Below are 25,331 nucleotides of genomic sequence, written 5' to 3' on the forward strand. Positions count from 1 at the left end.
GCCGTCGGGCAGGCCTGAACAGGAGACTGGAATTTGGCCTTCACGCTCTCCCTCAACACCAATCCGCTGGTCAACCGCTTTGCCGATCCGGACGACCTGATCGACGCCATCGCCTATGACATCGGCATAAGGGACGTCCAGCTCACACATGAATTCGTCAATCCCGGCTGGCCGGCGGCGACGATCGCCAAGTTCGTCCGGCTGTTCCAGGCAGCACTTGCCCGCACCGGCGTGCGCATCACGTCCGGCATGACCGGCCCCTATGGTCGGCTCAACCATTTCGGCCATCCCGATGCCGACGTGCGCCGCTACTATGTCGACTGGTTCAAGACCTTCGCCGCCATCTCGGCCGAGCTCGGCGCCAGCGGCATCGGCACGCAATTCGCGATCTTCACCCACAGGGACTACGACGATCCCGAACGCCGCGCCCGGCTGCTCGACATCGCGATGGAATGCTGGCGCGAGGTCGCCGATCATGCCAAGGCGGCTGGCCTCACCTACCTGTTCTGGGAGCCGATGTCGGTCGGCCGTGAATTCGGCCATACCATCGACAGCTGCCGCGCGCTGCACCGGGAGATCGAGGCAGCGGGCTTGGCCATCCCGCTGCAGATGATGGTCGACATCGACCATGGCGACGTCACCTCCAGCAACCCCGCCGACATCGACCCTTACGCCTGGGCCGAGGCCTTCCCGAAAGAGTCGCCGATCATCCACATCAAGCAGTCGTCGATGAACAAGGGTGGCCACTGGCCATTCACCGCCGCCTACAACAGGGATGGCCGCATTACTCCGGAGAAATTCCTGGAGACGGTGCGGCGCGGCGGCGGCACCGACAACGAGATCTGCCTGGAGCTGTCATTCCGCGAGCGCGAGCCGGTCGATCACCAGGTCGTCGCCATGATCCGTGAATCGGTCGACTACTGGACGCCGTTCATCGACGCCGGCAGGGCGGACCTGAGGCCGCGACCAAAATGAAAAAGGGCGGGAGCCGCTATGGCTCCCGCCCTTGAACTCTCGATCAGATGTAACTCAGCCGAACTTCGGATCGAGGCTGCCCGCCTTGTAGCGCTTGGCCATGTCCGACAGCGGGATCGGCTTGATCTTCGGCGCATTGCCGGCGGTGCCGAACTGCTCGAAGCGCTCCTTGCAGAGCTTCTTCATCGCCGCCATGGCCGGCGTCAGGTATTTGCGCGGGTCGAACTCGCTCGGGTTCTCGGTCAGCACCTTGCGGATGGCGCCGGTCAGCGCCATGCGGTTGTCGGTGTCGATGTTGATCTTGCGCACGCCGTGCTTGATGCCGCGCTGGATCTCCTCGACCGGAACGCCCCAGGTTGGCTTCATCTGGCCGCCGTACTTGTTGATGGTCTCCTGCAGATCCTCCGGCACCGACGACGAGCCGTGCATGACCAGGTGCATGTTCGGCAGGCGGCGGTGGATCTCCTCGATCACGTTCATCGCCAGCACCGCGCCGTCCGGCTTGCGCGAGAATTTGTAGGCGCCGTGGCTGGTGCCCATGGCAACCGCCAGCGCGTCGACATGCGTGTCCTTGACGAACTCCACCGCCTGTTCCGGATCGGTCAGAAGCTGGTCGTGGCTGATCGCGCCTTCGACGCCATGGCCGTCTTCCTGCTCGCCGCCGCCGCTCTCAAGCGAGCCGAGCACGCCGATCTCGCCTTCGACCGAGACGCCGCCCCAATGCGCCATGTCGACGACGCGGCGCGTGATGCCTGAATTGTAGGCGTAGTCGGCCGGCGACTTGCCGTCTTCCTTGAGCGAGCCGTCCATCATCACCGAGGTGAAGCCGTACTGGATCGCGGTGACGCAGGTGGCTTCGTTGTTGCCGTGGTCGAGATGCATGCAGACCGGGATGTCGGGGTGGATTTCGACCAGCGCGTCGATCAGCTTGGCAAGCACCACGTCATTGGCATAGGCGCGCGCGCCGCGGCTGGCCTGCAGGATGACCGGCGACTTGGTCTCCTCGGCCGCCTCCATGATGGCGAGGCCCTGTTCCATGTTGTTCATGTTGAAGGCCGGCACGCCATAGCCGTGTTCGGCGGCATGGTCGAGCAATTGTCTCAGTGTGATGCGAGCCACCCAATAGTCTCCCGTAACTGGTTTCGAATTCGGTTGCTGGCTGTTCGACCGTCGTCCAGCCCGCCGATGCTTCTGGCCGGAATCCCGGCGGACCGCAACCGTCCGGCACGTCGCAGGGAGCAATTCTTGTTACAGGTCGGCAATCTCCGGCAAAGGAAAATCCCACGCCATTGTCACATTATCACAGATATTATGATATGAATGCGATATCCGTTGTTATATATGGAAGAGCGACCAAAGCGCCCGGACGCTCGGAGGAACCGCGGAATGAAGAGCGACAGCCGCCGGCAAGGCGTCATGGATTTCCTAATGGAGGCCGGCACGGCCTCCGTCGAGGATCTCGCCGCGCGCTTCGGCGTCTCGAAGATGACCGTTCATCGCGACCTCGACGAGCTTGAGGAGAGCGGATTCCTGCGCAAGGTGCGAGGCGGCGCCTCGATCCAGCCGAGCGGCCTGTTCGAGAGCGATTTCCGCTACCGGCAAAAGCAGGCGGTCGGTGAGAAGCAGCGCCTTGCCGCCGCCGCCGTCGCCATGATCGAGCCGGGGCAGACGGTGATCATCGACGACGGCTCGACGGCGGGCGGCATTGCAGGGCACCTCGCCGATCTTCGCCCGCTGACCGTGATCTCCAACAATCTGGCCGTCATCCAGGACCTCGCCGGTGTTGGCGGCATCACGCTCATCGCGCTTGGCGGCCAGTACAGCAAGAAGTTCCACGGCTTCTTCGGCCTGCTCGCCGAGGAGACGCTGAAATCGCTGCGCGCGGACGTCGCCTTCCTCTCGTCCTCAGCCATCCACGGCGCCTCGGCCTTTCACCAGGACGAGGAGGTGGTGCAGACCAAGCGCCTCATGATGGCGGCCGCGGGGCGGAAATATCTGCTGGTCGATCACGGCAAGTTCGGCCGCACGGCGCTGCATTTTCTCACCGACCTCAAGGCGTTCGACGCGGTCTTCACCGGCAGCGAACTCGGCCAGCCCGTGCGGGACGAGCTGGAAGCCACAGGGGTTTCACTGACGGTTGTCGATGGCAAGGAATAGGGGAGCGGTACGCGTGGTCTACTGGGTCGGTACAAGCTGGAAGATGAACAAGACGCTCGCCGAGGCGCTCGCTTTCGCCAGGGCGCTGGCCGGCTTCGCGCCGGGGTTCGACCAGCGCATCCAGCCCTTCGTCATTCCGCCCTTCACGGCGGTGCGCGAGGTCAAGCAGGCGCTGGCCCCGACGCGCATCAAGGTTGGCGCCCAGAACATGCACTGGGCCGATGCCGGCGCCTGGACCGGTGAGATCTCGCCGCTGATGCTTGGGGATTGCGGCCTCGACCTGGTCGAGCTCGGCCACAGCGAACGGCGCGAGCATTTCGGCGAGACCGACCACACGGTCGGCCTGAAGACGGCGGCGGCGGCCAAGCACGGCCTGATCCCGCTGATCTGCGTCGGCGAAACGCTGGCCGAGCGCGAGAGCGGCAAGGCCGATGCGGTGCTGACCGCGCAGGTCGAGGGCGCGCTGCAATTCCTCGAAGGCGAGGCGAGGGGCGCAAAGATCCTGTTCGCCTATGAGCCGGTCTGGGCGATCGGCGACAAGGGCATTCCGGCCAGCTCCGACTATGCCGACAGGCAGCAGGCGCTGATCAAGACGGTTGCCGGCGGCCTGCTGCCTGCCGTGCCGCCGGTGCTCTATGGCGGCAGCGTCAACCCCGGCAATGCCGCCGAACTGATCGGCCAGCCAAACATCGACGGCCTCTTCATCGGCCGCTCCGCCTGGCAGGCGGAGGGCTACATCGACATCCTCCAGCGCGCCTCAGCCGCGATCTGACATCATCCGACCAGGAAAGGACACGACCATGAGAATAGCCATCGGAGCCGACAGCGCCGGCAAGCCGCTGCTCGACGTCATCGCCGCCCACCTCGCCACCAAGCCCGGCCTGACCGTCAGCGACCTCAGCCAGGCCGGCTTCTATGCCGACCTGTCGCAGAAACTCGCCCAGACCATCGTCGACGGCGAGAACGATCGCGGCATCCTGTTCTGCGGCACCGGCATCGGCGTCTCGATCTCGGCCAACAAGGTGCCGGGCATCCGCGCCGCACTCACCCACGACACCTATTCGGCCGAGCGCGCGGCGAAATCCAACAATGCCCAGATTATCACCATGGGCGCCCGCGTCATCGGTCCGGAGCTCGCCAAGGCGATCGTCGATACCTGGCTCGCCTCGGAATTCGACGAGAAGGGGCCGTCGGCCGGCAATGTTCAGGCGATCAACCGTTTGGATGCAGCAAAGGCCTAATTGAGACTGCTTCGCATCGCGCCGATGACGGTGACGGCCGAGGCAGCACCCGGGTCGATATGGCCGAGCGAACGCTCGCCAAGCCGCGAGGATCGGCCCTTGGCCGCGATCATGTCCTTGGTCGCTTCGGCGCCGCGTTCGGCGGCGGTCAGCGCGGCCTGCAGGCTCTCGGCCAGGCTTTTGCCCGCGGCATGCGCGGCGGCGGCCGCCTCGGCCGCCGGCTGCCAGGCGTCGATCATCGTCTTTTCGCCGATTTCGGCCTTGCCGCGATCCTTGATGCCTTGCGCCATCGCCTGGACCATGGCGATCACATCGTCTGCCGCCAGCGTCGCCTTGCCTTTGACGGCGGCGGCGGCGCGCATCAAGGCGGTCGCGTAAAGAGGTCCCGATGAGGCGCCGACGGCGTTGAGGAAGGATTTCGCCGCAGTGTTGAGCAGCGCCGTCGGCTCGATCGCCACAAGGTCGAGCGCGGCGAGCGCATCGCGCGCGGCATTGAAGCCGAGCGCCATCGCGATGCCGTGGTCGGCGTCGCCGATGACGCCGTCGAGCTGGCAGAGCCGGTCCTTGTCGGCCTCGATCGCCGCGGCGATGGCGACGAACATTGTCTTCAGCTCTGCCGTTCCGATGGCGGTCATGGACAGTCCCCTCAGCCGGCGCGGAACATGGCGCAGTCGCACGGATGGTCGAGCAGGGTCTGCAACTCGCCGTCGAGATGCTCCAGTGTCAGCGAGGCGCCAGCCATTTCGAGCGAGGTGCAGTAATTGCCGACCCAGGTCGCATGCACCGAGACGCCGATGTCGTCGAGCCGCTGCTTGACGCGCCGGTTCATGATGTAGAGCTCCATCAACGGCGTCGAGCCGAGCGAGTTGACCAACACCGCGACCTTGTCGCCACGCGACGGCGCCATCTCGGCAATGATCCTGTCCAGCATCTCGTCGGTGATCTCGTCAGCGGTCCTGAGCTTGCCGCGCGCGATGCCGGGCTCGCCATGGATGCCCATGCCGATCTCCATCTCGTCGGCGCCGATCTCGAAGTTCGGCCGCCGCGTCTGCGGCAGCGAGCAGGGCGACAGCGCCACGCCCATGGTGAAGGTGTGGTCGTTGGCCTTCCTGGCGATGCGCTCGACCTCGTCGAAGGAGAGCATGCGCTCGCAGGCAGCGCCCGCCGCCTTGAAGATGAAGAAATTGCCGGCGACGCCGCGCCGCTTCTGCCGCTGGTCGCGCGGCGCCGAGGCGACGTCGTCGGTGGTCAGCACCGTGCGCACCTCGATGTCGTCCATCGCCGCCATCTCGGCCGCCATGTCGAAATTCATCACGTCGCCGGCATAGTTGCCGTACATGAACAGGACGCCCGCGCCGCCGCTCACCGCCTTGGCGCATTCGAGGATCGGGTCCGGCGGCGGCGAGGCAAAGACATTGCCGATCGCCGCGGCATCCGCCAGCCCCTTGCCGACGAAGCCGAGAAAGGTCGGCTCGTGGCCCGAGCCGCCACCGATGACCAGCCCGACCTTGCCTGGCCGCGGCCCGTCGCGGGCGATGATCGAGCGCGGGCTGCCGTCCACGCTCCTGAGGTGGCGAGGATGCGCGGCCAGTATTCCTTCCAGCATCTCGTCGACGGAACGGTTGCCGTCGTTGATGATCTTCTTGGTCTGCACCGGCATCCTCCCGATCTCGGTTTTTTCGCGATATTAGAGGCTGTTACCGGGATTGCCACCCCGGCAACCGCGCCTCACGCCGCGATCTTTTCACGCGCCGCACTTATCTCAACGCAGGCCTTGGCCGCTTCCTTGCCCTTGACCTGGAAGTGCTCGAAGAAGAAGCGGTGGTGCTCGGCGCTGTCGTGATAATTGTGCGGCGTCAGCACCGCTGAAAGCACCGGCACGCCGGTCGCAAGCTGCACGGTCATCATGCCGCCGAGGACGGCGCCGGCGACGAAATCGTGCCGGTAGATGCCGCCATCGACGACGAAGGCGGTGCCGAGGATCGCGGCATAGCGGCCGGTCTCGGCGAGGGTCTTGGCATGCAATGGGATCTCGTAGGCGCCGGGCACGTCGAAGACGTCGACGGTGAAGCGGCCGCCGCCGAGAACGGCAAGCTCCGCCTCGAACGCCGTCACGCACTGGTCGACGATGTCGGCGTGCCAGCGCGCCCGTATGACGGCAACGCGGCGGATTTCATAGTCTTTTGGGGAATGCTGATTCATGGGTCCATCCTTCCGTTTCGAACCAGAATCAGGACGCACGATACGAAAACCCGGCCCGCGCGAGCGGCCCGTCCTTCCGTTCGTTCTCTTTCATCCGGACTGTGACCGTCGGCTCCGGAATCACACCGGATCTGCTGACCTTCCCTTCCGGGAAGCGCTCGCGGGCTTGAGCCGAGGCTCTTACCGCCGGTGGGGACTTTCACCCCGCCCTGAGAACTTTAACGGTGAAGCTATGGAGGGGGAGGGCGGCGCTGTCAATTAGCGCCGTCGCCGCAGCTGCCAATCTCCCTCCTTGTGGCTAACCACGCTCCGGGAACATCGCCTTCAGCCCTTCGCGCGAGGCCTTGGCGACGCCGCGCTCGGTAATCAGGCCGGTGACAAGCCGCGCCGGGGTCACGTCGAAGGCCGGGTTTGCCGCCGGCGTCGCTTCCGGCGAGACGCGCACCTGGGCGATCTCGCCCTTGGCGTTCTTGCCCCAGACCAGCGACACCTCGTCGCCGGAGCGTTCCTCGATCGGGATTTCCGCGAGCCCGTCGCCCACCGTCCAGTCTATGGTCGGCGAGGGCAGCGCGACATAGAAGGGCACATCATTGTCGGAGGCGGCCAGCGCCTTGAGATAGGTGCCGATCTTGTTGCAGACGTCGCCGTCGGCGGTCGTGCGGTCGGTGCCGACGATGACCATGTCGATCTGGCCACGCTGCATCAGGTGGCCGCCGGCATTGTCGACGATCAGCGTGTGCGGCACCCCGTGCCCGGCCATTTCCCAGGCGGTCAGCTGGGCGCCCTGGTTGCGCGGCCTGGTCTCGTCGACATAGACGTGGACCGGAATGCCGGCTTCGGTCGCCAGATAGATCGGCGCGGTGGCGGTGCCGTAGTCGACGGTCGCCAGCCAGCCGGCATTGCAGTGGGTCAGGATGTTGACTGTCTCGCCCGGAGCTTTTCGCGCCGCGATTTGCTTGATGATGGCAAGCCCGTTCTCGCCGATGGCGCGGTTCAGCCCGACATCCTCGTCGGCGATCTCCGCTGCGCGCTTGTAAGCGGCCTCGGCGCGCTCGGCCGGCGGCAGCGGCTTGAGAACGCGCCGCATCTCGTCCAGCGCCCAGCGCAAATTGATCGCCGTCGGCCGCGTCGCGTGCAATGTCTCCCAGACGGCGTCGAGCGCCGCATCCGACGGGTCGCCTTCCATCTGGATGGCTACGCCATAGGCGGCAGTGACGCCGATCAGCGGCGCGCCGCGCACCCACATGTCTCGGATCGCAGTGGCGATGCCGGCAACGGTGCCGATCTTCTCGATGCGGAACTCATGCGGCAGCCAGCGCTGGTCGATGATCTCGACCGAGCGGCCGTCGCCGCTCAGCCAGATGGTGCGGTAGTGGCGCTCGCCGACGTTCAAAGGCTGCTCTCCTGTTCGATCCGCGCGGCCAGATTGTTGACCTCGTCGATGCCATGGATCTGGCGCCGGTTGACGGCGATGTGGCGGCCGAACTTCAGCGCCTTCGCCTCGCATGTGGCGCGCAGATTCTCATCGGCAATGGCCTCGAAGTCGGCATTGTGGGCGAGGCCGAGGATACGCCGGTGCACCTCGATGCCGGCAAAGCCGAGCAGGTCGGTCCAGATCGAATGGAGCATATGGTCGAGCGCCTGCTCGGCGCCGAGCCGGTCGCCCTGATCCTCGAACAGGCTTCTGTGGTAGAGCATGCCGGTGCGCTCGGTCCGCCACAGATGCGAGAACTCGGCGCGGAACACAGCCCAGGTCTCGGCGGTGACCCCAAGCAGATAGGCGCGCATGGCGTCGCGTTTTTCCGTCTGCTCATGGCCGCGCTGCGAGAAGAACGACATCCAGAAATTGGCGAGCAGCATGCCGACGTCGAAGGCGATCGGTCCGTAGAAGGCGAACTCCGGATCGATCATCCGGGTTTCTGTGTCGGTCACCATGATCGAGCCGGAATGCAGGTCGCCATGCAAGAGCGTCTCGGCATTGGCGGCGAAAAGATGCTTCAGCCGCTGCGCCTCGACCTTGAGATCGCGGTCGGCGCGCAGCTCGGCGACCAGGCCGTCTAGCTGCGGCGACGTATGCCGGTTCAGCTTGGCGTCGAAATAGGGATCGGTGAACACCAGGTCCTCGGTGATGCCGCAGAGCTCGACATTGTCGACGAACAGCGCCAGATCGGCTTTGCGGTCCCTGGTCGGCATATGCAGGTCGGAGCCGCGGAACAGGGTGCGGGCCATGAACAGGCCGATGTCGCGGGCGATGTTCGGCAGTTGCCGGCCTTCGATCAGCGCACGCCGCAGGATGATGTGCGGCGGCGCCAGGTATTCCATGACGATCAGCGCCTGGGCCTCGTCGAAATGGTGGATTGCGGGCACCGAGCCGGGCGCTCGGCGCTCCTGCCTGGTCAGCGCGTGATACTCGAAGAAGGAGCGCTTCAGCGGCAGCGGCCAGCTGTCGCCGACCAGCCGCACATAGGGCAGGGCCTGCTTGACGACGACCGCGCCTTCGGCGCCCTCGACGATGAACACCAGGTTGAGATTGCCGTCGCCGACCTCACGCACCTTCCAGCGCCGGGCATCCTTGCCGATCTGCGCGGTGACGGCCTCGTTGGCGCCGAGGCGCGCCGGCAGCGTTTCGACCGATAGTGCTTCGAACGGCAGTTTCTGCGTCATCATCATCCTCTCGCTTATGCGCTCCGAACATAACGGAGGCATGGCGGCGGGGCCAAGCTAGGAAGCAAGCTGGCAATTGTCAATCGTGTTGACAATTGCCGATATAGCCCATAGCGTCTGTGTCAGGGAGGAATGAATGGGCACTGGTGCCGTGTTCCGCGTGGACGGCCTGAGGAAGTCCTTTGGCCATATCGAGGTGCTTGGCGGCATCTCGCTCGACTTGCATGCGGGCGAAGTCACCGTGCTGATGGGCGCCAACGGCGCCGGCAAATCCACCCTGGTCAAGATCGTCAGCGGCGTTTACGAGCGCGGCGTCGGCATGATGCATCTCGCCGGCGAGGACTTCGCGCCGAACACGCCGGCCGAGGCGATCCGCGCCGGCGTCGTCACCGTGCATCAGAACATCAATGACGGTGTCGTCGCCGACCTCGACGTCGCCACCAACCTGACACTCGACAGGCTGACCGGCAGCGGCGCGCCGACTTTCTTCAATCCGGGCCGGGTGCGCCGCGAGGCCAGGGCCGTCGCCGATCGCATGGGGCTCGCCATCGACCTCAAGGCCCGCGTCAGCGACCTGTCGCTGGCAGACCGCCAGATGGTGGCGATCGCGCGGGCCATGGCGCACCGGCCGAAGGTGCTGATCCTCGACGAGCCGACCTCGTCGCTGTCCAGCGCCGAAGCCGACCGGCTGTTCCAGCTGATCGACCGGCTGCGCGAGCAGAGCGTGGCGATCCTCTACATCTCGCACCGCATGTCCGACATCCGCCGCCTTGCCGACCGCATCGTCTCGATGCGCGACGGCGTGGTGAGCGGCGTGTTCGACAACAAGCCGCTCGACTATGAGGGCGCCGTCAACGCCATGCTCGGCCGCAAGATCCATCTCGACCGGGTGGTCGCGAGAAGCTCGGCGCGTGCCGTCTTCACCGCGGAAGGCCTGCGGATCGCGCAAGGGTCGAAGCCGATCTCGATGACGCTCGGCGCCGGCGAGGTGGTGGCGATCACCGGCTTGGTCGGCGTTGGCAAGACGGCCTTGGCCGAAACGCTGTTCGGCGTGCGCCGGCCGCTCGCCGGCGTCATGACCATGGACGGCAAGCCCTATGCGCCGGCCTCGGCCGGCGAAGCGATCGCCGCCGGCGTCTTCCTCGTCGCCAAGGACCGCGCCACCAGCGGCATCGTCGGCGGCTTCAACATCGAGCGCAACATCAGCCTGCCCTTCCTCAAGCGCCTGTCAGGCTTCGGCATCATGAAGCGCCGCGCCGAACGCGGCATCGCACGCCGGCAGATCGACGAACTCGCCATCGTCTGCCGTTCGGAGCGGGACGAGCTTTCCACACTTTCGGGCGGCAACCAGCAGAAGGTGATGGTCGGCCGCTGGATGTCGCAGGATGCAAGACTGTTCATCCTCGACGAGCCGTTTCAGGGCGTCGACATCTCGGCCAGGCGCGACATCGCCGCCAAGCTGCGAGCCAGCGCCGACGGCCGCGCCACGCTGCTCTTCGTCACCGAGCTCGACGAGGCGCTGGAGACGGCCGACCGCATCCTGGTCATGTCGGAGCAGACGATCGTCGGCGAACACAGGAACGAAGACGTCGATCTCGAGCGGCTGCTTGCCGAAGTGGCGGGCGGCCCGCTGCACAGCGCGGCGTGAGAGCATGGACAGGAATGGAGCAGGCATGCGTTGGACTGACACGGCAACGGCGCCGGAGAGCGCTGCATGACGGTGCGTGACCACGCCATCCGCTACGGCTTCATCGTCCTTCTGTTCGGCCTGATCGCCTATTTCGCGGTCGCCGCCGACGGCTTCGTCTCGCCGCAAAGCGCGGTCTTCATCTTCCAGTCCGTCGCCATCACCGGCGTGCTGGCGCTCGGCGTCACCGCCACCTTGGTGGTCGGCGGCTTCGACCTGTCGATCGGCTCGGTCGCCACCAGCGCCATGATGGCGGCCGCCTATGTCATGGTGGTGCTGGAACAGAACGCCGTCGTCGCGGTCGTCGTCTGCCTGCTGATCGGCGCCGCCGTCGGCCTGATCAACGGCTGGCTGATCGTCTATATGCGGGTGCCCGACCTGCTGGCCACGCTCGGCATGATGTTCCTGCTCGTGGGCCTGCAGCGCATCCCGACGGAAGGCCGCTCGATCGCCACCGGCATGACCATGCCCGACGGCTCGGTCGCCAACGGCAAGTTCGGCGAAGCCTTCCTGGCGCTCGGCCGCCATCGCTTCGATTTCTTCGTGCCAAACCTCGTTCCCGTGTCGGTCGTGGTGCTGATCGTGCTGGCGCTGCTGATCTGGTTCTTCCTCGAATACACGCGCTTCGGCCGCATGATGTATGCCGTCGGCAGCAACGAGCGCGCGGCCGAGCTCGCCGGTGCGCCGGTCAAGGCCTACAAGATCTGGGCCTACGTCATTTCGGGCGTCTTTGCCTCGATCGGCGGCATCCTGCTCGCCGCCCGGCTCGGTCGCGGCGACATCGCCTCCGGCAACAATCTGCTGCTCGACGCGGTGGCCGCCGCGCTCATCGGCTACGCGGTGCTTGGCGCGGCCAAGCCCAACGCCTTCGGCACCGCCGTCGGCGCGGTCTTCGTCGGCGTGCTGCTGCAGGGCCTGACGATGATGAACGCGCCTTACTACACGCAGGATTTCGTCAAGGGCGGGGTTCTCGTCGTCGCCCTTGTCTTCACCTTCGCCCTTTCCGGCAGGGGCAGGAGATAGGTTCGACCGGGGCATATTTTCGAGTTCAACAAAGTGGAGGAAACAAAGTGAGCATCACAAGAAGACTTTTGGGGAAGGCGGCGCTCGGGTTGGCTGGCGCCGCGCTGCTGATGCAGGGGACTGCGATGGCCGCTGACATGCCTGTGCCTTTCGACAAGCCGGGCGTCAAGATCGCGCTGGTTCGCTATCTCTCGACCGGCGACTTCTTCCAGGCCTATCTCTCCGGCGTCGAGGCGCAGGCCAAGGCGCTCGGCGTTGACCTGCGCGTGCTCGACAGCCGCCAGGACGCCGCCCTCCAGGCCGACATGGTCGACCAGGCCATCGCGCTCGGCGTGCAGGGTATCATCATCCAGCACGGCCTGACGGAATCGATGAAGGATGCCGCCCAGCGCGCGGTCGATGCCGGCATCAAGGTCGTCGCCTTCGACGTCAATGTCGAGAACCCGAAGATCCCGCAGATCGAGCAGTCCGACCGCGACCTTGCCCGCCTCGCGCTGGAGCAGGCGGTCACCGACAATGGCGACAGCTGGAAGGCCGGCTATGTCTACGTCGCCGGCATCGCGCCGCTCGACCGCCGCAACGAGACCTGGGTCGACGTCAAGAAGAAGCATGCCGGCATCGACGAGGTCGCCATGTTCGGCACGCTCGACAATCCGATTGCCAACTCGGTCGCCAACCAGGCGCGTTCGGTGCTGTCGGCGCATCCCGACATCAAGGTGATGTTCGCCCCCTATGACGAATTCGCCAAGGGCGTGAAGATCGCCGTCGACGAGGCAGGCATGAACAAGGCCATCAAGATCTATTCGGCCGACATCTCGACCTCGGATATTTCGGCGATGCGCGAGCCTGACAGCGCCTGGGCCGCCACCGCCGCCACCAACCCGGCCGTCGTCGGCCAGGTCTCGGTCCGGGCGCTGGCGCAGCTGCTTGCCGGCGAGGATCCCGGCCACAACGTCATCGTGCCGCCGACGCTGATCACCCAGAAGGAACTCATCGACAAGGACATCAAGAACATGGAGGACCTGTCGGCCAAGCTGCCGCAATTCGCCCATGCCGATGTCGCCATGCCCGCCTGGATGCCCAACCCGAACGCCAAGTAGTTCTGGTCTAGGCGAAAGGGGAGCCGTCGACCCCCACTCCGTCGAGCTTCGCTCGACACCTCTCCCCCGATCGACGGGGGAGAGGAAAGGCGCGACCTCAATCAGATGGCACCTTCCTCTCCCTCCGGAGGGGGGAGAGGTGGCGCCGCGAAGCGGCGACGGAGTGGGGACGGCGCTTCTGAAATGCGCACTCGCCGAAAAACAGGCACAACCCAGCAAGCACGAAGACTCAGGTCGGCAGCTAAACCCAACCCTCAGCCCACTCTTCCGGCGCGCGCCAGCCCGTGCGCCACCAGCCGGTCGATGACCTCCGGGTAGCTGACGCCGCTTGCCGCCATCGCCTTGGCGTACATGCTGATATCGGTGAAGCCGGGAATGGTGTTGAGCTCGTTGATCAGGAACGTCATGTCCGGCATCAGGAAGAAGTCGATACGTGCCATGCCGTCGCAACCGACGGCCCTGAAGGCCCTTGCGGCCATGTCGCGCATCGCCTGCTCGACTTCCCGCGGCAGTTCGGCCGGCACGATCAATGCCGCGCCGTTCTCGTCGATATACTTGGCATTGTAGTTGTAGAAGCCGTGGCTTTCCGCCGGCACGATCTCGCCCGGCCGCGAGACGAAGAGCTTGCCCGCGGAGTCTTCCAGCACGCTGAATTCGATCTCGCGGCCACGGACGAATTCCTCCGCCAAGAGCTTGCGATCGTGCTGGAAGGCTTCCGCAAGCGCTCGATCGAATTCCTGGCTGGCATTGACCTTTGCGACGCCGACAGACGAGCCCTGCCGCGCCGGTTTGACGAAGAGCGGCAGGCCGAGCTGGTCTACCAGCACGGCAAGCGATGGCGCCGAACCTTCCTCAATAGTCACCGACCGCGCGACTGGCAGGCCGGCAGCTTTCAGCAGCCGCTTGGCGATGTCCTTGTCGAGCGCCGTTGCCGAGCCGAGAATGCCGCAACCGGCAAGCGGCACCTGCGCCACTTCCGCCAGCCCCTGCACCGCGCCGTCCTCGCCATGCAGCCCGTGCAGGACGGGAAACAGGATGTCGATATCTGGCAGCGCGTAGGGCGCGCCCTCGGCCGGGACCGCCAGCATGCGCCCGTGTCCGCCCGGCACCAGGCAAACCTCCGTGCCACTTGAAGGCGTCGCCAGCGCGCCACCCTCGAAACGGCTGAGCAGCCATTTTCCTTCGCGGGTGACGAAGATCGGAACGGCATCGTACTTCGCCGGCTCCAACGCCCGCATGACATTGGTTGCCGAGAGCACCGAAACTTCATGCTCGGCCGAACGCCCGCCAAAGAGGACGGCAATACGCAGCCTGTTCGCGGTCACGACTATCTCCACCTTGCGAAGCCGTTCAAGGCATAGATTGAAGCGGAATTTCGGCAACCGCTTCAGACCGGCGACAGTTTCCAGCTCGTGGCGGCGAGGTCGCTGATTGTCGAAGTCGCCGCCGGCCCTCTGAACCCCTGCATGACGGCAGGGGTTCATGGCAGGGGTTGTCGCTAGCGCAGCGCCGCCGCGATGTTGCCGCCGTCGACGGTCGTCACGTCGGCGGTGGTCCGGTCGGCCAGCGCCTGGTGCAGGAAGGCCTGCGCCACGTCCTCGGCCGTTACTTCCTGGCCGAGCAGATTGCCGGACATGTATTCCTTCTCCGACACGCCGCGCGCGCCCGAGCGGCTGGCGATCATGGCGTCGGTCAGAAGGCCCGAGCGGATGCGGTCGGCGTTGACCGCGTTCGAGCGGATGCCCTGCGCGCCGTAGTCCAGCGCATATTGCCTGGACAAGAACAGCGTCGCCGCCTTCGGGATGCCATAGGCGCCGAACTTCGGCCCCGGGTTGATCGCCTGCTTGGACGTGTTGAACAGGAGCACGCCGCCGGTGCCCTGTTCCAGCATGATGCGCACGGCATTCTGCGCCGCCGACTGGTGGGCGAAGAAATTGAGCTCGAAGCTCTTGCGCAGCGTGGTGTCATCGAGCTCGCCGATGCGGCCTTCCCAGGCCGCGCCCGCATTGGAGACCAGGATGTCGAGGCCGCCATAGACCGCGACCGCCCGGTCGAATGCGGCGCGCAGTTCGACGGGATTGGTGATGTCGGCGCCGACGCCGATCGAGCCGTTTCCGGCCTTCTTCGCCGCTTCCGCGGCCTTGGCCGGATCGAGGTCGACGATGACGGCATGCGCGCCATTGTCGGCGAACAGCTTCGCCGTCGCCGCGCCGATCGCGCCGGCGCCGCCGGTCACCAGCACCACCTGGCCGGTCAGCGGCTTCGGCTTGTTGGAGGCGAGCTTGGCCTGTTCCAGCGACCAGTATTCGAGCGGGAAGAGATCGGCCTTGGACAGCGGGTGGAAATGGCCGACGGCCTCGGCGCCGCGCACCGCCTCGATCCACATCTCGCCGACATCGGAGGCGATTTTTGCGTCCTTCAGCGTGCGGCCGTGGCCGAACATGCCGAGGCCCGGCACCAGCGTCAGGCGCGGCATCGGATCGAGCATGGTGCGCTTGACGTCGTCCAACGCGTCATTGGTCTGGAAATAGGCGCGGTAGTCCTTGGCGAAGGTCTCGACATGGTTGCGGATGACGGCTTTGTAGTCGCCGATCTTGTCGGCGTCCGGCGCCGGCACGGCCATCGGCCCGGTCTTGATGCGGATCGAGAGATCCGGCGTCGAGACACCGCGCCCGGCATAGTCGGCGATGCTGGCCGAGTTGATGAAATCGACGATCGCATCCGAAGTGCGGAAGTCGCTGATCATGCGGTCGAAGCGGCCCTCGCCGCGCGCCACCGCGACGGCGCCGCGCAGCGCGGGCGCGATATCGGACGGTCTGGCGAGCTTCGCCGGCAGCGCCGCCTTGACCGTCTTCGGCTTGCCGTTTTTGGCGACATAGTCCTCGGCGACCGTCACATGGTGGATCATCCGGTCATAGGCCTGCCTGGCGTCGTCGCCGAAGGTGAAGATGCCGTGCTTGTCGAGGATCAGGCCTTCGACGCTTGGATCGGCATCGAAGACGTCGCCCGCCGCCTTCGCCAGGTCGAAGCCTGGCATGATGTAGGGCACGTAGCCCATCTTCTCGCCGAACACTTTCCTAACCAGCGCCTTGCTGTCTTCCTGGTCGACAATGGCGAGGACGGCGGTCGAATGCGTGTGGTCGACGAATTTGTGCGGCAGGAAGGCGTGCAGCAGCGTTTCGACCGACGGATTGGGCGAGGCGGGATCGATGAGGTTGGCGCGTTGCAGCGCCACCATGTCTTCGTCGGAAAGCCTCTCCAGCGCGCGCGCCTTGAGCAGCGCGCCCATCTTCACCGCCGGCAGGCCCTGCGGCTCGATGACGGCCATGTCCCAGCCGCTGCCCTTGACGCAGAGCACGTCCCACTCGTCGCCGACAAGATCGGTGGCCTTGATCTTGCACGACGTGTTGCCGCCGCCATGGAGCACCAGCCGCGGCTCGCCGCCGAGCAGCCGGGTCGTGTAGACGCGCAGCGCGAGGTCGCGGCCGACGCCCTTCTTGGCATAGTCGGCAACCATCTTTTCCGCGTCGCCGTCATTCCACAGGTTCTTCATGTCGCTTCGTCCGCTTTCATGTCTTTGATTGCTGTGAACAGGAATGCCGCGACGCTTTGATGACAAGGCGCCGGCGGCGAGGGTTGTTTGTCTAGGAGGCCTTCTTGGTCACCGCTCCGGCATGGTCCAGCAGCCGCTGCGCCACGCGCGCGCCGACAACCAGATGCGTGCAGAGCCCGCCGGCGAGCGCGGCAAGCAGCGGCTCGAACTTGCTGTCCTCCTGCACCACCATCAGCCGCTTTTCGATGGCGCCGAGCGAGCCGAGTTCGGCGGAGATGACCCGGCGGTTGTAGCTGCAATCGAGCGCCTCGCCGGCGGCATCGATGATCTGTCCCGCGATCACGCCGGCGGCGCCGGCGTTGCGAAGCACTTCCATTTCGCTCACCGTCAGCGCGCCGCATTTGACGACATGGCTGTCGGCGTCGACGGTGCCGACTGAAAACAGCGCGAGGTTGCAATCGCTGATGCCTGCCAGTTGCTCGCGGATCACCGGCTCGGCGCGCAGGGCCCGCGCCAGCTCTTCCGTCGACAGCACCAGCGGCGCGTAGAAGTTCAGCCCCTTGGCGTTGAGCCGCCGGGCTATTTCCATCGTGCACTGGTCGGGCCGGTAGGAATAGGGCGCCCCGAGGTTGCCGCAGAGCTGTACCACCGTCACGTCCTGCAGGTCTGCGAAGGACATGATGTCCGCGATGGTGTAGACGGTGCGGCCCCAGGCGACGCCGATGCGGTCGCCCTTCTTGACCAGCTCGAGAAAGACGCTGGCCGCGAGCACCGCGATGTCGGTCGACGGATCGACGACATAGGCGTTTTCGGGCGCGATCCAGACGGCGTCGAGCTTCAGCGCGTCTTCCAGTCGGCGCGCCAAGACGTCGTCGGTGAAAAGCTGGGTCGAGGTTGAGATGTTGACGATGCCGGTCTCGCGGGCCTTGCGCAGATACATGGCGACCGAAGCGCGCGAAATCTTGAGCTGGTTCGCCACTTCGTCCTGGCGCAGGCCATGGGCGTAGTAGAGCCAGGCGGCCTTGTGGATAAGCTGTTCTGCCGGTCGGATCGCCATGCCATCTCCTCGGCTGACATTATTCACGGCTCTCGACAAAAGTCAAACCGAGCGGAGGTATGCATTTCCGTTTCACCGGCTGAATCTAGATCACCATTGTGCCAAATGCCCCCTGTCGTGGCATCGTTGGTGGTGACGCGGAGCGGAGCCTGTGATTAGAAGTCGATAAACATATTGGGGAGGATGGGATGGGCAATCCCTACGAACAGGATCTCGACAGGAATGCCGCCAACCACCAGCCGCTGACGCCGCTGACCTATCTGGAGAGGGCGGCAAAAACCTATCCCGACCATGTCGCCATCATCCATGGCAACCAGCGCATCACCTATCGCGATTTCTGGCGTCGCTCGCTGCGGCTCGCCTCGGCGCTGGCCAAGCGCGGCATCGGCAAGGGCGATACGGTGACGGTGATGCTGTCGAACACGCCGCCGATTCTGGAGGCGCATTTCGGCGTGCCGATGACCAGGGCGGTGCTGCATTCGCTGAACACAAGGCTCGACGCCGCCGTCATCGCTTTCCAGCTCGACCACGCCGATACAAAGGTGCTGATCGTCGACCGTGAATTCTCCGGCGCGGTCAGGGAGGCGTTGTCATTGGCCAAGGCCAAGCCCTTGGTCATCGACTATGACGATCCCGACTATGCCCCCGATGCCCCCTATCCGAAGGGCGAGCGGATCGGCTCATCAGACTATGAGGAGTTCGTCGCAGGCGGCGATGAGGCTTTCGCCTGGTCGATGCCCGACGACGAGTGGGACGCCATCTCGCTCAACTACACCTCCGGCACCACCGGCAACCCCAAGGGCGTCGTCTATCACCATCGTGGCGCGGCGCTGATGGCCTATACCAACACCATTCATGCCGGCATGGCCAAGCACGCGGTCTATCTCTGGACGCTGCCGATGTTCCACTGCAACGGCTGGTGCTTTCCCTGGACGCTGGCCGTGCAGGCCGGCACCCATGTCTGCCTGCGCTGGGTGCGGGCAAAGCCGATGTATGACGCGATCGCCGATCATGGCGTCACCCATCTCTGCGGTGCGCCGATCGTCATGTCGGTTCTGATCAACGCCAAGGCCGAGGACAAGCGTGAGTTCGCGCAAACCGTCACCTTCAACACGGCGGCCGCGCCGCCGCCGGAGGCAGTGCTGTCAGGCATGGCCGATGCCGGCTTCGCCGTCACCCATCTCTACGGCCTGACCGAGACCTACGGGCCGGCTGTCGTCAACGAATGGCACAATGAGTGGGACGAGCTGGAGAAGGGACCGCGCACGGCGAAGAAGGCGCGCCAAGGCGTGCGCTATGCTTCGCTCGAGGGCCTGACGGTGATGGATCCCGAGACGATGACGGAAACGCCGGCGGACGGCGAGACCATCGGCGAGGTCATGTTCCGCGGCAACATCGTCATGAAGGGCTATTTGAAGAACAGGAAGGCGACTGACGAGGCCTTCGCCGGCGGCTGGTTCCACTCAGGCGATCTCGGCGTCATGCATCCGGACGGCTACATCCAGCTCAAGGATCGCTCCAAGGACATCATCATTTCCGGCGGTGAGAACATCTCCTCGATCGAGGTCGAGGATGCGCTCTACAAGCATGCAGCCGTCGCCTCCTGCGGCGTCGTTGCGAAGTCCGATGACAAATGGGGCGAGGTGCCTGTCGCCTATGTAGAGCTGAAGCCAGGCAAGAGCGCGACCGAGGCCGAGATCATCGACCACTGCCGCACTTTGCTCGCCCGCTTCAAGGTGCCGAAGGCAGTGGTGTTTGCGGAGATCCCGAAGACCTCGACCGGGAAGATCCAGAAGTTCCGGCTGAGGGAAATGGCGAAGGGTCTCTGAGTTCGTCATCCGAGGGTGAGAGCAGTCGCGGAGCGACGTCGCGGAAACCCTGGGATCCATGCCGTGACCTTGCGGCCGTGCTCCGGCGGTCGAGAATAGCCTGCACGAATCGCGGCGCTGGCAAGCTAACTGCTTGATCCGACTTTATTCTTTGGCCGACGTCACGGCATGGATCCTAGGGTCTGCGCTGCGTCGCTTCGCTCCTTGCTTCACCCTAGGATGACGAACTCGTCGTGGGTTTCACGCTTCCTCGCTGTCACCATCTGTCACCAATTGTACGCGTACGTCGATTCCGCGTTGACATGCCGCTCGTTTCGATTTACGACTGACGAAAATTGAAATTCGTCACTCGTTATTTGACAGAGAGCTAATGTCCGAAGCCGCCCACATCGTGGCCGACCCCGCCCGCCAGGAAAACGTGACGCGCATCCTCGATTGCGCCGAGCGTCTGTTCCGGCATTACGGTTACGGCAAGACCAACGTCGCCGACATCGCCCGCGAGCTCGGCATGTCGCCGGCCAATATCTATCGCTTCTTCGCCTCCAAGGTCGAAATCCACCAGGCCGTCTGCGGCCGCATGCTCGGCGCCAGCTACAAGATGGCCTACGAGATTTCGCGTCTGCCGCTCAGCGCCGAGGAGCGGCTGCGCCGCTATGTGCATGCCCAGTACAAGATGACCACGGAAGTCATGCTCGACGACCAGAAGGTGCATGAGATGGTCATCGTCGCGCTCGAGCGCGACTGGGCCGTCATCGACAAGCATGTCGACAGCATCCACGATCTGTTCGCCGAGGTGATCCGCCAGGGCATCGAAGCCGGCGAGTTCAGGGACCAGGATCCGGTGATCGCGTCGCGCTGCTTCGGTGCCGCCACCGTCATCCTGTGCCACCCGCAGATGGTGGCGCAGTGCCTTGCCAAGACCAACCGGGCGATGCCCGACGATCTCATCGATTACGCGATCAAAGCCTTGAAATAGCCGCCGCCCGCCGGGCGCGCGGTGTCGAAAAGTTGATCTCCAGTCAGGAGTGCTAAGGTGTCTTTGTCCAATTCCATCATCCGCAGGCTGCCGGTCGCCGGCCTGATCGTCGCCGCTCTCGGGCTTGCCGGCTGCAGCCAGGAGAAGGCCGAAATCAAGGAAATCATCCGGCCGGTCAAGGTGGTCGAGATCGGTGAGGCCCAGACCACCCGCGAGCTCGACTATTCCGGCTCGGTGCGCGCTCGCACCGAGATGAACCTTGGCTTTCGCGTCGCCGGCAAGGTCACCGAGCGCCTCGTCGATATCGGCCAGCATGTGAATTCGGGCGATGTGCTCGCTCGCATCGATGCCTCCGACTACGATTTGTCGGTCAGGAGCGCGGCGGCGAGCCTTGACGCCGCCGAGCGGCAGGTCGAAACGGTGGATCTGGCAAAGAAGCGCGCCGAGCAGCTCTACGCCAAGAGCTTCGCGTCGAAGTCGCAGCTCGATCAGGCGACGCTGACCTATGCTCAGGCCGTGGCGACGCGCGACGCCGCCCGCTCGACGCTTGCCCAGGCGAAGAACCAGGTCGGCTATACCGATCTCAAGGCGAGCGAGGACGGTATCGTTACCGCCATCAGCGCCGATATCGGCCAGGTGGTCGGCGCCGGAACGCCGGTGATGACCGTTGCCGTCGACGGCGAGAAGGAAGTGCTGATCGCCGTTCCCGAGATGGACATCGCCGAGTTTCGGCCGGGTAAGGACGTCAAGGCGGGCTTCTGGTCCGACGATGCGCTGACGCTGGCCGGCAAGGTGCGTGAGGTTTCCGGCAGCGCCGATCCGCAGTCGCGCACCTTCGCTGTCCGCGTCTCGCTGCCCAACGATCCGCGCGTGCTGCTCGGCATGACCGCCAACATCGAAGCCTCGGTGGCGAGCCGGAAGCAGATGGTGTCGATCCCCCTCAGCGCGCTCGCCGAGAAGGACGGCCGGAAGATTGTCTGGACCGTCGACCGCACCAGCGAGACGGTTCATCCGCGCCCGGTCAAGGTCGGCGACTTCACGGTCGACGGCGTCAATGTCGCCGACGGGTTGAAGCAGGGCGACGTCGTGGTTGCCGCCGGCACGCAGTTCATGACCGAGAACCTCAAGGTCAAGCTCTCCGGCGACGCGGCGCAGCAGTCGGCGTCGGCCGAAGGCAAGGCCGACATCACCAGCAGCCTGCGCTGAAGCCGGGCGAATGAAAACGCCGCTCGCTCGGCGAGTGGACCATGGTTTCCGGGCGGCGAGCGCCCGGCTGTCGAGACGTCAGGTTGATGTAACCCCCACATCGATCCTCGCGTCCCACCGCGACGAGTGTCTCTCCGCCTCGGAAAGCCTCGCCGCCCGGAAGCCAGCATCGGAAATATCGTGAGCACGCGCAGTTGCGTGCCTTGCCGATCAATCGGAATGGACTGACGCCGATGACCACCGACAGCACTGAGAAGCGGCCCTTCAATCTTTCGCGCTGGGCGATCGGCCACCCCAGCATCGCGCGCTTCCTGTTCGGCCTGATCATCCTTGCCGGCGCGCTCGGCCTGATGCGCATGGGCCAGAAGGAAGATCCTGACTTCACCTTCCGCGTCATGGTCGTCCAGGCCGTCTGGCCGGGCGCCTCGATCCAGGAGATGGAGGACCAGGTCGTCAACAAGATCGAGCGCAAGCTGCAGGAAACGCCGCATCTCGATTTCGTGCGCTCCTATACGCGCGCCGGCAGCGCCATCATCACCTTGCAGGTGAAAGGCGACACCAATGCCGAGCAGGTGAAGGACGCCTTCTACCAGGTGCGCAAGAAGGTCGGCGACATCGCCAGCGACCTGCCGCAGGGGCTGCTCGGCCCGTATTTCAACGACGAGTTCGGCGACACCTTCATCACGCTGCATTCGATCAGCGGCAACGGCTACAGCTATCCGGAGCTGAAGAAGTTCGCCATCCAGGCGCGCGATATGCTGTTGACGACGCCGGGCGTCGAGAAGGCCGTAATCATCGGCGACCAGCCCGAGAAGATCTATATCGACGTTTCGTCGAAGGCGCTGGCCGAGCGCGGCCTGACGCTGACCGACCTGCAGAACGCGATCAAGGGCCAGAACAATGTCGATCCGGCGGGCTCGGTCGACACCGGACAGCGCTCGGTGCGCATCTCGGTCGAGGGCGACGTCACCAGGGCCGCCGACATCAGGGAACTGCGCCTGCGCGCCGGCGGCCAGGTGACGCGGCTCGGCGACATCGCCACAGTCTCTTCGGGGCTGGAGGATCCGTTCCAGCGCAAGTACCGCTTCAACGGCCATGAGAGCGTTCAGCTCGGCGTCGTCATGGCCAAGGGCTTCAACGTCACCGACGTCGGCAAGGATGTCGAGGCGACCTACCAGCGCTTCGAGGAAGGCCTGCCCTACGGCGTCGCCGTCGACCAGATCTCCGACCAGCCGGAGGTCGTCCGCGATGCCGTCAAGGAGTTCATGGAGGCGCTCGGCGAGGCGCTGCTGATCGTGCTGGCCGTCTCGCTGCTGTCGATCGGCTGGCGTTCCGGCCTGGTCATCGCCATCGCCATTCCGCTGGTGCTCGCCGCCACTTTCGCCATCATGTACGAGCTCGGCATCGACCTGCAGCGCATTTCGCTCGGCGCGCTGATCATCGCGCTCGGCCTGCTCGTCGACGATGCGATGATCGTCGTCGAGATGATGGAACGCAAGCTGGAGGAGGGGCTGGTCAAGATCGAGGCGGCGAGCTTCGCCTATTCCTCGACCGCCTTCCCGATGCTGACCGGGACGCTCATCACCACCGCCGGCTTCATCCCGGTCGGCTTCGCCGCCTCGACCGCCGGCGAATATGTGCGCACCCTGTTCTACGTCGTCGGCATCGCGCTGGTCGTATCCTGGTTCGTGGCGGTCTATTTCACGCCGTGGCTCGGCCACATGATCCTGAAGCAGCGCAAGCATGCCGGCAGCCATCACGATGTCTTCGACACGCGCTTCTACCGCCGCCTGCGCGCGACCGTCGGCTGGGCCGTGCGCCATCGCATCATCGTGCTGGTGATGACGCTGGTCACCTTCGCCACCAGCCTGTGGGCGTTCCAGTTCATTCCGCAGAACTTCTTCCCGCAGTCCTCCCGGCCCGAAATCCTCGTCGACCTCTGGCTGCCGGAAGGCACCTCGATCAAGGAGGTCGAGACGCAGGCCAAGGCGCTCGAAGGCAAGATGATGGACGATCCGGACAAGCGCTTCATCGCCACCTATATCGGCGAGGGCGCGCCGCGCTTCTTCCTGCCGCTCGACCAGCAGCTCAGGAATCCGAACTTCGCCCAGCTCCTGGTGATGGCCAAGGACGAACCGGCGCGCGAGCGGCTGATCGTCAAGCTGCGCACCATCCTGGCCGAGGATTTCCCATCGATCCGGTCCAAGGTCGACCGCCTGTTCCTCGGTCCGCCGACCGGCTGGCCGGTGCAAATGCGCGTCATGGGCCCGGACCGCCAGGAGGTGCGCCGCATCGCCGACGAGGTGAAGGCGAAGTTCCACGCCAACCCGCTGCTCGGCGCCGTGCATGACGACTGGCTGGAGCCGGTGCTGGCGATGAAGCTTGTCATCGACCAGGATCGCGCCCGCGCGCTCGGCGTCACCTCGCAGCGCATCCGCCAGATGCTGCAGGCCACCATGTCCGGCGCGCCGCTCGACGATTTCCGCGACGGCGAGGAGACGGTCTCGATCGTCGCTCGCGAACCGGAGGCGAGCCGCAAGCTGCTGTCCTCGGTCGATTCGGTCTACATCCCGACCGATTTCGGCGGTTTCGTGCCGCTGTCGCAGGTGGCCAAGGTCGTTCCGGTGCTGGAGCAAGGCATCGAGTGGCGGCGCGACCGCCTGCCGACCATAACGGTGCGCGGCACCCTGCCGGACGGCGTGCAGTCGAACGACGTCGTCACCAAGATGTACAACGACATGAAGGACCTGCGTGCCGGCTTGGCGCCCGGCTACAAGGTCGAGATCCAGGGCGGCGCGGAGGATTCGGCCGAAAGCCAGGCCTCGATCGCCGCCAAGGCGCCGATCATGCTGGCCATCATCGTCGTGCTCTTGATGATCCAGCTGCAGCATTTCGGCAAGGCGATGCTGGTGCTGGCCACCGGTCCGCTCGGCATCATCGGCGCCGCCGCGGCGCTGCTGATCAGCGGCGCGCCCTTCGGCTTCGTCGCCATCCTCGGCGTGATCGCGCTGCTCGGCATCATCATGCGCAACTCGATCATCCTGGTCGACCAGATCGATCAGGACATCGCCGCCGGCATGGAGCGATCCGAGGCGATCATCGGCGCCGCCGTGCGCCGCTTCCGGCCGATCATGCTGACGGCGCTCACCGCCGTGCTGGCGCTGATCCCGATCTCGCGCGCCGTGTTCTGGGGGCCGCTGGCCTACGCCATGATGGGCGGCATCCTCGTCGCTACCGTGCTCACCATCCTGGTGCTGCCGGCAGGCTACGCGCTGTTCTTCGGCCGCGAGCGCAAGAAGGCCGGGGTCGAGGACAAGGGGCCGGAGTCCGAACTGACGCAGAACAACGAAAAGCCGGAGCTGGCGCTGGCCGCGGAATAAGGTGGTGGCAACCTCGGATCGTCCGCCATCGCCACGAGTCGATGGCGGACGATCTGCGTCGCGGGCCGGCGCGCTAGAGCAATTCCAGGAAAAGTGTGAAGCGAATTGCAGGGGCGCGGCATCTTCAGGCGCGAGTATGAGGGATCGACGCTGCGCGAGAATCTCGGCCTGAAGCGGCCGCCGAACCGGTTCTTCGAGGAGACGACGATCCGCAGGGCTGGCTGACGAGAGGCCGTTGGACAAAAGAGATCGGGCGCGCCGAGGCGCGCCCGATCTTGTTC

General features: G+C 65.2%; 20 protein-coding genes and 1 riboswitch. Of the genes, 11 read left to right on the forward strand and 9 right to left on the reverse strand.

Annotation, left to right across the window (positions count from 1 at the left end; genetic code table 11):
• Positions 1-33 precede the first annotated feature (33 nt).
• Positions 34-975 (forward strand): TIM barrel protein, encoded by a 942-nt coding sequence (locus EN857_RS10505; RefSeq protein ID WP_127287349.1) that lies wholly within the window; start codon positions 34-36, stop codon positions 973-975.
• A 54-nt stretch (positions 976-1,029) separates the two neighbouring features.
• Here EN857_RS10505 and fba read toward each other — a convergent pair whose 3' ends face one another.
• Positions 1,030-2,094: a class II fructose-bisphosphate aldolase gene (gene fba / locus EN857_RS10510; protein WP_127392880.1), complete on the reverse strand. Its 1,065-nt coding sequence runs from the start codon at positions 2,092-2,094 to the stop codon at positions 1,030-1,032.
• 267 nt (positions 2,095-2,361) lie between these two features.
• Between fba and EN857_RS10515 the strand changes: the two genes are divergently transcribed.
• The 3 genes from EN857_RS10515 to EN857_RS10525 are packed head-to-tail and all read left to right on the forward strand — an operon-like array spanning position 2,362 to position 4,373.
• A complete protein-coding gene (locus EN857_RS10515) occupies positions 2,362-3,132 on the forward strand; it encodes a DeoR/GlpR family DNA-binding transcription regulator (RefSeq protein ID WP_127285482.1) in 771 nt (256 codons plus the stop codon).
• Positions 3,119-3,904 (forward strand): triose-phosphate isomerase, encoded by a 786-nt coding sequence (locus EN857_RS10520; RefSeq protein WP_127285483.1) that lies wholly within the window; start codon positions 3,119-3,121, stop codon positions 3,902-3,904. The genes EN857_RS10515 and EN857_RS10520 overlap by 14 nt, the downstream gene beginning before the upstream one ends.
• Before the next feature lie 28 nt (positions 3,905-3,932).
• Entirely contained in the window at positions 3,933-4,373 is a 441-nt protein-coding gene (locus tag EN857_RS10525) for an RpiB/LacA/LacB family sugar-phosphate isomerase (protein WP_127285484.1), read from the forward strand.
• Here the strand turns inward: EN857_RS10525 and dhaL are convergent.
• The 5 genes from dhaL to mtnK all read right to left on the reverse strand — a co-directional run bounded on the left by dhaL (position 4,370) and on the right by mtnK (position 9,239).
• Positions 4,370-5,008: a dihydroxyacetone kinase subunit DhaL gene (dhaL, locus tag EN857_RS10530; RefSeq protein ID WP_127285485.1), complete on the reverse strand. Its 639-nt coding sequence runs from the start codon at positions 5,006-5,008 to the stop codon at positions 4,370-4,372. The genes EN857_RS10525 and dhaL overlap by 4 nt on opposite strands.
• An 11-nt stretch (positions 5,009-5,019) precedes the next feature.
• Positions 5,020-6,033: a dihydroxyacetone kinase subunit DhaK gene (locus EN857_RS10535; RefSeq protein ID WP_189379608.1), complete on the reverse strand. Its 1,014-nt coding sequence runs from the start codon at positions 6,031-6,033 to the stop codon at positions 5,020-5,022.
• Positions 6,034-6,101: 68 nt separating this feature from the next.
• Positions 6,102-6,575, reverse strand: coding sequence for a 6,7-dimethyl-8-ribityllumazine synthase (locus EN857_RS10540; protein WP_127393997.1), 474 nt, complete (start codon positions 6,573-6,575; stop codon positions 6,102-6,104).
• Positions 6,576-6,653: 78 nt separating this feature from the next.
• Positions 6,654-6,796, reverse strand: a riboswitch (FMN riboswitch).
• 77 nt (positions 6,797-6,873) lie between these two features.
• The gene (gene mtnA / locus EN857_RS10545) at positions 6,874-7,968 is read right to left on the reverse strand and encodes an S-methyl-5-thioribose-1-phosphate isomerase (protein ID WP_127393998.1); all 1,095 of its coding nucleotides are present in this window, start codon (positions 7,966-7,968) and stop codon (positions 6,874-6,876) included.
• Positions 7,965-9,239 carry an S-methyl-5-thioribose kinase gene (mtnK, locus tag EN857_RS10550; RefSeq protein ID WP_128346294.1) on the reverse strand — a complete coding sequence of 425 codons (1,275 nt, stop codon included), beginning with the start codon at positions 9,237-9,239 and terminating at the stop codon, positions 7,965-7,967. Before mtnK ends, mtnA begins: the two co-directional genes overlap by 4 nt.
• Before the next feature lie 136 nt (positions 9,240-9,375).
• Between mtnK and EN857_RS10555 the strand changes: the two genes are divergently transcribed.
• The 3 genes from EN857_RS10555 to EN857_RS10565 all read left to right on the forward strand — a co-directional run bounded on the left by EN857_RS10555 (position 9,376) and on the right by EN857_RS10565 (position 13,049).
• Complete coding sequence (locus EN857_RS10555) at positions 9,376-10,887, forward strand: sugar ABC transporter ATP-binding protein (protein WP_127393858.1); 1,512 nt, start codon at positions 9,376-9,378, stop codon at positions 10,885-10,887.
• 66 nt (positions 10,888-10,953) lie between these two features.
• A complete protein-coding gene (locus tag EN857_RS10560; protein ID WP_127285490.1) occupies positions 10,954-11,949 on the forward strand; it encodes an ABC transporter permease in 996 nt (331 codons plus the stop codon).
• A 47-nt stretch (positions 11,950-11,996) separates the two neighbouring features.
• Entirely contained in the window at positions 11,997-13,049 is a 1,053-nt protein-coding gene (locus EN857_RS10565; RefSeq protein WP_127393859.1) for a substrate-binding domain-containing protein, read from the forward strand.
• A 254-nt stretch (positions 13,050-13,303) separates the two neighbouring features.
• On the opposite strand, the gene EN857_RS10570 is transcribed toward EN857_RS10565, so the two are convergent.
• From EN857_RS10570 to EN857_RS10580, 3 genes are all read right to left on the reverse strand, one after another.
• Positions 13,304-14,380 carry a D-alanine--D-alanine ligase family protein gene (locus EN857_RS10570; RefSeq protein WP_127394141.1) on the reverse strand — a complete coding sequence of 359 codons (1,077 nt, stop codon included), beginning with the start codon at positions 14,378-14,380 and terminating at the stop codon, positions 13,304-13,306.
• Positions 14,381-14,547: 167 nt separating this feature from the next.
• Positions 14,548-16,602: a bifunctional aldolase/short-chain dehydrogenase gene (locus EN857_RS10575; protein ID WP_128346293.1), complete on the reverse strand. Its 2,055-nt coding sequence runs from the start codon at positions 16,600-16,602 to the stop codon at positions 14,548-14,550.
• Between the two features lie 91 nt (positions 16,603-16,693).
• Positions 16,694-17,659 carry a sugar-binding transcriptional regulator gene (locus EN857_RS10580; RefSeq protein WP_127392308.1) on the reverse strand — a complete coding sequence of 322 codons (966 nt, stop codon included), beginning with the start codon at positions 17,657-17,659 and terminating at the stop codon, positions 16,694-16,696.
• Between the two features lie 188 nt (positions 17,660-17,847).
• Here EN857_RS10580 and EN857_RS10585 point away from each other — a divergent pair, with 188 nt between their 5' ends.
• The 4 genes from EN857_RS10585 (at position 17,848) to EN857_RS10600 (ending at position 25,050) form a co-directional block, all read left to right on the forward strand.
• Entirely contained in the window at positions 17,848-19,488 is a 1,641-nt protein-coding gene (locus EN857_RS10585; RefSeq protein WP_127392309.1) for an acyl-CoA synthetase, read from the forward strand.
• 370 nt (positions 19,489-19,858) lie between these two features.
• Positions 19,859-20,464, forward strand: a complete 606-nt coding sequence (locus EN857_RS10590; protein ID WP_127286231.1) for a TetR family transcriptional regulator — start codon at positions 19,859-19,861, stop codon at positions 20,462-20,464.
• Between the two features lie 57 nt (positions 20,465-20,521).
• Entirely contained in the window at positions 20,522-21,670 is a 1,149-nt protein-coding gene (locus tag EN857_RS10595) for an efflux RND transporter periplasmic adaptor subunit (protein ID WP_127311840.1), read from the forward strand.
• A gap of 233 nt (positions 21,671-21,903) precedes the next feature.
• Entirely contained in the window at positions 21,904-25,050 is a 3,147-nt protein-coding gene (locus tag EN857_RS10600) for an efflux RND transporter permease subunit (protein WP_135858522.1), read from the forward strand.
• Positions 25,051-25,331 lie beyond the last annotated feature (281 nt).

Source organism: Mesorhizobium sp. M4B.F.Ca.ET.214.01.1.1 (assembly GCF_004791545.1).
In the GTDB taxonomy this organism is placed as follows: Bacteria; Pseudomonadota; Alphaproteobacteria; order Rhizobiales; family Rhizobiaceae; genus Mesorhizobium; species Mesorhizobium abyssinicae.

What these genes read in the sequence shown, in the direction of transcription:
- dhaL (WP_127285485.1), bottom strand. Translation starts at nt 5,008, where the DNA reads ATGACCGCCATCGGAACGGCAGAGCTGAAGACAATGTTCGTCGCCATC.
- EN857_RS10585 (WP_127392309.1), top strand. Translation starts at nt 17,848, where the DNA reads ATGGGCAATCCCTACGAACAGGATCTCGACAGGAATGCCGCCAACCAC.
- EN857_RS10580 (WP_127392308.1), bottom strand. Translation starts at nt 17,659, where the DNA reads ATGGCGATCCGACCGGCAGAACAGCTTATCCACAAGGCCGCCTGGCTC.
- EN857_RS10590 (WP_127286231.1), top strand. Translation starts at nt 19,859, where the DNA reads ATGTCCGAAGCCGCCCACATCGTGGCCGACCCCGCCCGCCAGGAAAAC.
- EN857_RS10525 (WP_127285484.1), top strand. Translation starts at nt 3,933, where the DNA reads ATGAGAATAGCCATCGGAGCCGACAGCGCCGGCAAGCCGCTGCTCGAC.
- EN857_RS10575 (WP_128346293.1), bottom strand. Translation starts at nt 16,602, where the DNA reads ATGAAGAACCTGTGGAATGACGGCGACGCGGAAAAGATGGTTGCCGAC.
- EN857_RS10555 (WP_127393858.1), top strand. Translation starts at nt 9,376, where the DNA reads ATGGGCACTGGTGCCGTGTTCCGCGTGGACGGCCTGAGGAAGTCCTTT.
- EN857_RS10520 (WP_127285483.1), top strand. Translation starts at nt 3,119, where the DNA reads ATGGCAAGGAATAGGGGAGCGGTACGCGTGGTCTACTGGGTCGGTACA.
- EN857_RS10535 (WP_189379608.1), bottom strand. Translation starts at nt 6,033, where the DNA reads ATGCCGGTGCAGACCAAGAAGATCATCAACGACGGCAACCGTTCCGTC.
- EN857_RS10515 (WP_127285482.1), top strand. Translation starts at nt 2,362, where the DNA reads ATGAAGAGCGACAGCCGCCGGCAAGGCGTCATGGATTTCCTAATGGAG.
- mtnK (WP_128346294.1), bottom strand. Translation starts at nt 9,239, where the DNA reads ATGACGCAGAAACTGCCGTTCGAAGCACTATCGGTCGAAACGCTGCCG.
- EN857_RS10540 (WP_127393997.1), bottom strand. Translation starts at nt 6,575, where the DNA reads ATGAATCAGCATTCCCCAAAAGACTATGAAATCCGCCGCGTTGCCGTC.
- EN857_RS10600 (WP_135858522.1), top strand. Translation starts at nt 21,904, where the DNA reads ATGACCACCGACAGCACTGAGAAGCGGCCCTTCAATCTTTCGCGCTGG.
- EN857_RS10560 (WP_127285490.1), top strand. Translation starts at nt 10,954, where the DNA reads ATGACGGTGCGTGACCACGCCATCCGCTACGGCTTCATCGTCCTTCTG.